Genomic DNA, 4,350 nt, shown 5'->3' with positions numbered 1-4,350 from the left:
AACACAAACAACCCAACGAGTCCGCCATGTCGGCATGACTCAAACCAAGGGGCCTCCGGGAAAGCCGGGGCGGTTCAGTGTCCTGCTTATCGAGCGCGACAACATTTGATAGAAGCCTGAGACTGCATGGCGTCAACCTATCCTTTCTCTCTGAGGCCAGCAATACAGCAACTACGGTTACAGTGACCTTTGGTGAAGACACGGAACTGGGTGGCATGGTGTTCCGAATTCAGGCAGAAGCGGACTAAGCGCCGCCCACTACAAACAAAGACCGTTGATGAAGCCGTGGGCTGTAATACTGATTACCACCACACTGCTCTCCAGCAACGCCGCATTCGCGGCGGTAGGCTGCAGTTGCAGCTTGAGCAACCTGCACACAGCGAGCAGGTGAAGCGTCTGCACATCGTCGCCCAGAATAATGGCGACCAGCCGGTAGAACTGCTCGACCAATCATTCCCGCGGTTGAACAAGCGCGGGTCGATGATGAACAACGTGCTGAGCGTGCGCGATCCCAGCGGCAAGGAGGTCCGCTGTGCCGCAGTGCTGGCGGCCTTCGTCGTGCACCACCACAGCGTCAGCCAGGTGCGCCAGCAACAACGCCGCATCGCCGCTATTGCTGGCCGCAAAGAAGCAGGCAACCGCATCGGGCAGGGCAAGTGTCATGGCGGGGTCTCCAGTGCAAAACGTGTGTGCCATCATCGGCAGCTGCTACGCCGCCCATCAGAACGCACGCAAGGGAAGTGACGCACCGATGGGAAAGCCGCACACACCAGACACCGCCGCCTGCGATGTCGAAGCCCTGCTCACCCTCATCCAGGGCCGTTGGAAACTGCTGCTGCTGTTCCACCTGTTCGACGGTCAAGTACAGCGCTACTCCGACCTGGAGGGCCTGGTTCCCGGCATTTCGCAAAAGATGCTCGCCCAGCAGCTGCGTCAGCTCGAACGCGACGGCCTGGTGCGACGCACGGTCTACCCGCAGGTCCCGCCGCAGGTGGACTACCGGCTCACGCCCTGGGGCCAGGCCCTGTGTCCTGCGCTGGATACGATGCTGGCTTGGGGCGAGGCGCGCAAACGACCGAGCTGAGCGCGGTGTGTTGCTCCGCATGCCACATGCCGGCTGCACGGCCAGGCCTCCGCGCCACGCGTACTTCTGCTGCCGTATCGGCAGGCCCGCGCCAATGTCACGCTAGGCCAAGGTGCCAGGGCGCCTGCGCCACAACGGCATCAGCGCAATCAATCCAAGCAATGGCCCGGGAAGCAGCACCCAGGCGATCTGTAATCCCAGTAGATCCATCAACCGTGTCGTAATCCCGATCGCAACCACCGTTATCGCAAAACCGATCGCGTTCTGTATCGATAACGCACTGCCGACGATGGGGGCAGGGCATGCGCGTGCAGCCAGGGCGGAGAACTGCGGTGAATCTGCCACCACGCTGGCACCCCAGATCACCATCAACGCCAGCGCGGCAGTCGCGGTCTGTGCAGCCACCCACGGAAATGCCAGGCAACATAGCGCCGATACCCCCATCGCGAACGCCGCCACGCGCGCGCTGCCGATGCGCGCACTCAACTGCCCACCCAGCACACAGCCTGCTGCGCCAGCAGCGATCACCACAAACGCCAAGGTCGCCGCGCTCACCCCCAGCGCTTGCGCCAACCCCGTGCGCGCAATCAGCAGTGGCGTCAGCGTCCACATCGCATACAACTCCCACATGTGGCCGAAATAGCCGAACGTGGCCGCACGAAAGTCCTTCAACGCAAACGCCTGCCACACCGCACCGAACGCCAGCCTGCCGCCCGCTTGTGGTGGTGCACCCGGTGCCTGCCCCAGGCGCAGGATCATCACCGCTGCAATCACCGCCAGCACCGAGGCCGCCACCATCGGCGTCTGCCAAGGCAGTGACCCACCCACCGCCTTGATGCCCTGCGGCAGCGCCGTGCCCAGCGTGAGCATGCCCACCAGCCACGCCAACGCCTTGCCCGCATGCTGCGGCGCCCACTGCACCACCAGCTTCATGCCGATCGGGTAAATGCCCGCCAGGCAAAGGCCCACCACAAAGCGCCAAACCATCCCGGTGGTCACATTGTTGGCGAACAACGCAAAGCCCAGGTTGCACGCCGCACCCGCTACCGCGCAGCAGGCAAACAGTCGGCTGGCTGCAAACCGATCTGCCAACCCGCTGATCGCAAAGCTCAACGTACCTGCGATAAAACCCAATTGTGTGGCCATGGTCAGCCAGCCGATGGCTGCTGCACCCACGTCCCATTGGCGCATCACATCGTCGGCCGCGCTATTGGCGGAGAACCATAGCGACGTGCCGAACAACTGCGCCACGACAATCGTCGCCAACGCAGCGCTCGAGCGTCTGGATGTCGTAATTGCGGAACTCATGGAGTCGGCCCGATCGGTGCGCATCGCCACATCATGCCTGAAGCTGCGTGGAGACGTGGGGGCGCATGTGGCTTTTCAGTGCTTCGGTCCACTTGGCAGAAGCCCGTGAGGCGGTTGACCGCACGCCAAAATGGCGAGTGCACGGAAGGACTATGGGGCGCCACTCAGATCATCGAGTACGTCATCGACCTGCTCAGCCAGTTGCTGCAGGCAATGCGCCCACTGCTGCAGTGGAATGGCCGGCATGCCCATGGCGCCTTCTTCGCGCGTGCGCGGTGTGGCCAGGGTGGCGAGCAGGCGCAGTTGGTCGCGGACGCGTAGCAGGTGATATTGCGTGCCTTCGGACATCCAGTAGCCGGGTTCGTCGTGCATGCCGCTCTCCTTGCCAGGTGGCAGCTCCCGCTGCACAACGCAGCGGGATGCCGGGAGGCTAGAAACCGCACACAGCCGGCGGGCTTATTCCCCTTGCGGGTATTGTATTCGCCGCCCTCCCGGCGCAGGAAAACGCCGAGCCGTGCCAAGCCTTTCGGCCGGACACAAAAAACCCACCAGGATCTCGGAGGTGGGTACCGCTGTGTGTATGGAGTTTCTAGGCTCCGGGTAGGAGTGTGCGACGGCCTTCCACAGGGGTCAAGCAGCACGGCGATGGGTATCTGCCCGCTGCCCATGGTGACGGTTCTTCGAAGACGGCTGGCGCGTCTTGCACTGGCGAAAGATGGCGGTGTACTTGCTGTCGCGTTGATGCGACGATCCATTGGCCTACCGCGTTGGAGCAAGATGACCCGGCTCGTGCATTCCCCGCGCCAGCTCCTGTTGTTGGGCGAGCGCGGCTTCCTGGGCGACGGCCCGATTGGCAGCCAGCAGCTTGTGGTCCGATTGCTCGACCGGCGTGCGAATCGCCTGATCGATCTCCACATGCACCCGCTTGTGCGCGGGATCGTCCAGCCGGCCTTCCACAGCAAAGAGGTGACCGGTCTTGCCCATCACCACATGGTCCACCCGGCTCAACGCGTTGTCAGCCAGCGAGCGCTCGCCCACACCCGGATAGGCATCGCGGTTGTCCTCGCAGGCCGCCAGCAGGCAGCGGCTCACGCGCTCGCTCATCTCGTCGTAGGGCTTGCCCACGCTGTCGTCGATCTTGCGGACACCGCTACGGATCTGCTCAAGCATGGTGTGGTCCGGGTGCGCAGGATCGTCGGGCCCACGTGGGCGAATCGTCGCAGGCGCGCTGGGGACGACGGGCACGTAGGTATGGTCGTGCGCGGGATTCACGCTGCCACTCTGCGTATGATCGAAATGGTGCAGCGTCGGCGGAGTGGTGCTGCTGTCGTGGTAGGGAAACGGTGCCTTGTTCTGCCCGCGGTCTAGGCCTTCGTTCTCAATCAGGTGTTCCTTCAATCCCAGCGCAGCCATGTCGATGGTGACACGCGGCCGCGCGCCCTGATGCAATACGTTTGCACGATCTTCTGCCTGCAGGATCTGCTCGATTCCCCAGGTGCCGTAGTAGTTGGCATAGTCCGCCGTCGGCTGCAGCTGGCCTGCCTGATTGCGATGCTCGCCAATACCCACCGGGCGCTGGCCAGGCTGTGCGTAGAGCGGGGAGGGTCGATCGAAGTAGTGCTGACCCATTGCGGCAATGTTGCCCGACGTCTGAGAGAGACTGCCGTCTTGATTGAAGGAAAGACCAGGCTTAGGCAGTGCTTTCAAGGAACTAGACGTTTTATCCTGCTCAACGAAATCAAGTGTCCTATCGAGCTTGGTGGCGAGCATCACATCCAGACCATTGGCAGCAGGGTTTGCCTGCTTCTCTCGACTCAATAACGCGTTCCACCCAGCAATCTCGGCTTTGGCTTCGTCCTCACGCCCTGCTTGAATGTAGTCTCTAAGAGGGTGTTTACATAATCAAGTTACTAACCGGCGAAGCAGCAACCTCGCTTCGGTCAACCAGACCCACGCTT

4 protein-coding genes and 1 pseudogene are annotated in these 4,350 nt (G+C 62.5%); 2 read left to right on the top strand and 3 right to left on the bottom strand.

Features of this window, described 5'->3' with window-relative positions; all coding sequences use genetic code 11:
- Positions 1-192 precede the first annotated feature (192 nt).
- Both LL962_RS20645 and LL962_RS20640 read left to right on the top strand, forming a co-directional pair.
- Positions 193-744 carry a hypothetical protein gene (locus tag LL962_RS20645; protein WP_228318260.1) on the top strand — a complete coding sequence of 184 codons (552 nt, stop codon included), beginning with the start codon at positions 193-195 and terminating at the stop codon, positions 742-744.
- Positions 745-751: 7 nt separating this feature from the next.
- Complete coding sequence (locus LL962_RS20640) at positions 752-1,084, top strand: winged helix-turn-helix transcriptional regulator (RefSeq protein WP_228318259.1); 333 nt, start codon at positions 752-754, stop codon at positions 1,082-1,084.
- Between the two features lie 102 nt (positions 1,085-1,186).
- Here the strand turns inward: LL962_RS20640 and LL962_RS20635 are convergent, their stop codons facing one another.
- The 3 genes and pseudogenes from LL962_RS20635 to LL962_RS20625 form a co-directional block, all read right to left on the bottom strand.
- The gene (locus tag LL962_RS20635) at positions 1,187-2,350 is read right to left on the bottom strand and encodes an MFS transporter (RefSeq protein WP_228318258.1); all 1,164 of its coding nucleotides are present in this window, start codon (positions 2,348-2,350) and stop codon (positions 1,187-1,189) included.
- A gap of 192 nt (positions 2,351-2,542) precedes the next feature.
- Positions 2,543-2,764 carry an XAC0095 family protein gene (locus tag LL962_RS20630; RefSeq protein ID WP_228318257.1) on the bottom strand — a complete coding sequence of 74 codons (222 nt, stop codon included), beginning with the start codon at positions 2,762-2,764 and terminating at the stop codon, positions 2,543-2,545.
- 387 nt (positions 2,765-3,151) lie between these two features.
- Positions 3,152-4,279: pseudogene (locus LL962_RS20625) on the bottom strand (XVIPCD domain-containing protein); the annotation flags it as partial.
- Between the last annotated feature and the right edge of the window lie 71 nt (positions 4,280-4,350).

It is taken from the genome of Xanthomonas sp. NCPPB 1067 (assembly GCF_020783795.1).
In the GTDB taxonomy this organism is placed as follows: domain Bacteria; phylum Pseudomonadota; class Gammaproteobacteria; order Xanthomonadales; family Xanthomonadaceae; genus Xanthomonas; species Xanthomonas melonis.
Note: the sequence above shows the minus strand (reverse complement) of the source record. Positions and strands in the feature narration are given on the sequence as shown.

Excerpts from the sequence above, each read along its gene's own strand:
- LL962_RS20640 (WP_228318259.1), top strand. The coding sequence starts at position 752 with ATGGGAAAGCCGCACACACCAGACACCGCCGCCTGCGATGTCGAAGCC.
- LL962_RS20630 (WP_228318257.1), bottom strand. The coding sequence starts at position 2,764 with ATGCACGACGAACCCGGCTACTGGATGTCCGAAGGCACGCAATATCAC.